The following is a 625-nucleotide window of genomic DNA, read 5'->3' as shown; positions in this document are numbered from 1 at the left end:
AGCCGTGTTTGACGAGCTCCTTCAAAGAAAGCATGAAGATACCATTGTCATGCCGGGAAAAATGGCATACATCGTTTTTCAGCTGATGGAAGAAAAGCAGCACCTGATTCAAATGCTAAAAGAGCAAACCTATAAATATGACAGAATTTTTAATTCCACCCATGATGGAATGATTTTTATTGATATCAATGAAGAAATCATTCTCTTTAACCATATGGCCGAAAAAATGGTCGGGAAAAAACGTGAGGAAGTCATTGGGCGCCCAATAAAAGAAGTGATTCCGAGCACGAAGATGCCGCGGATTTTAAAAACAAGAGTGCCTGAATACAACCAGAAGCAGCTGTTAGGCGATCATTTGCAAATTGTGACCACAAGGCTGCCGATTATTGATGAAGGCGGACGTCTGCTCGGGGCTCTTTGTGTGTTTAAAGATATCACTGATGCGGTCGAGCTGGCAGAGGAAGTGACCAACTTAAAGCAGGTCCGTACGATGCTGGAGGCGATTATTCAATCCTCCGATGAGGCGATTTCTGTCGTTGATGAAAACGGCATCGGCCTGCTAATCAATAAAGCGTATACGAAAATGACGGGGCTTTCTGAAAAAGAAGTCATCGGCAAGCCTGCA

1 protein-coding gene is annotated in these 625 nt (G+C 43.7%); it reads left to right on the top strand.

Annotated elements, in window-relative coordinates; genetic code table 11:
• The coding region (locus ACWHAR_RS28840) for a PAS domain-containing protein (RefSeq protein ID WP_452088669.1) at positions 1-625 on the top strand (625 nt) is incomplete at both ends.

It is taken from the genome of Bacillus sp. LR--39, assembly GCF_053613335.1.
This window is presented reverse-complemented; position numbering and strand designations above follow the sequence as displayed.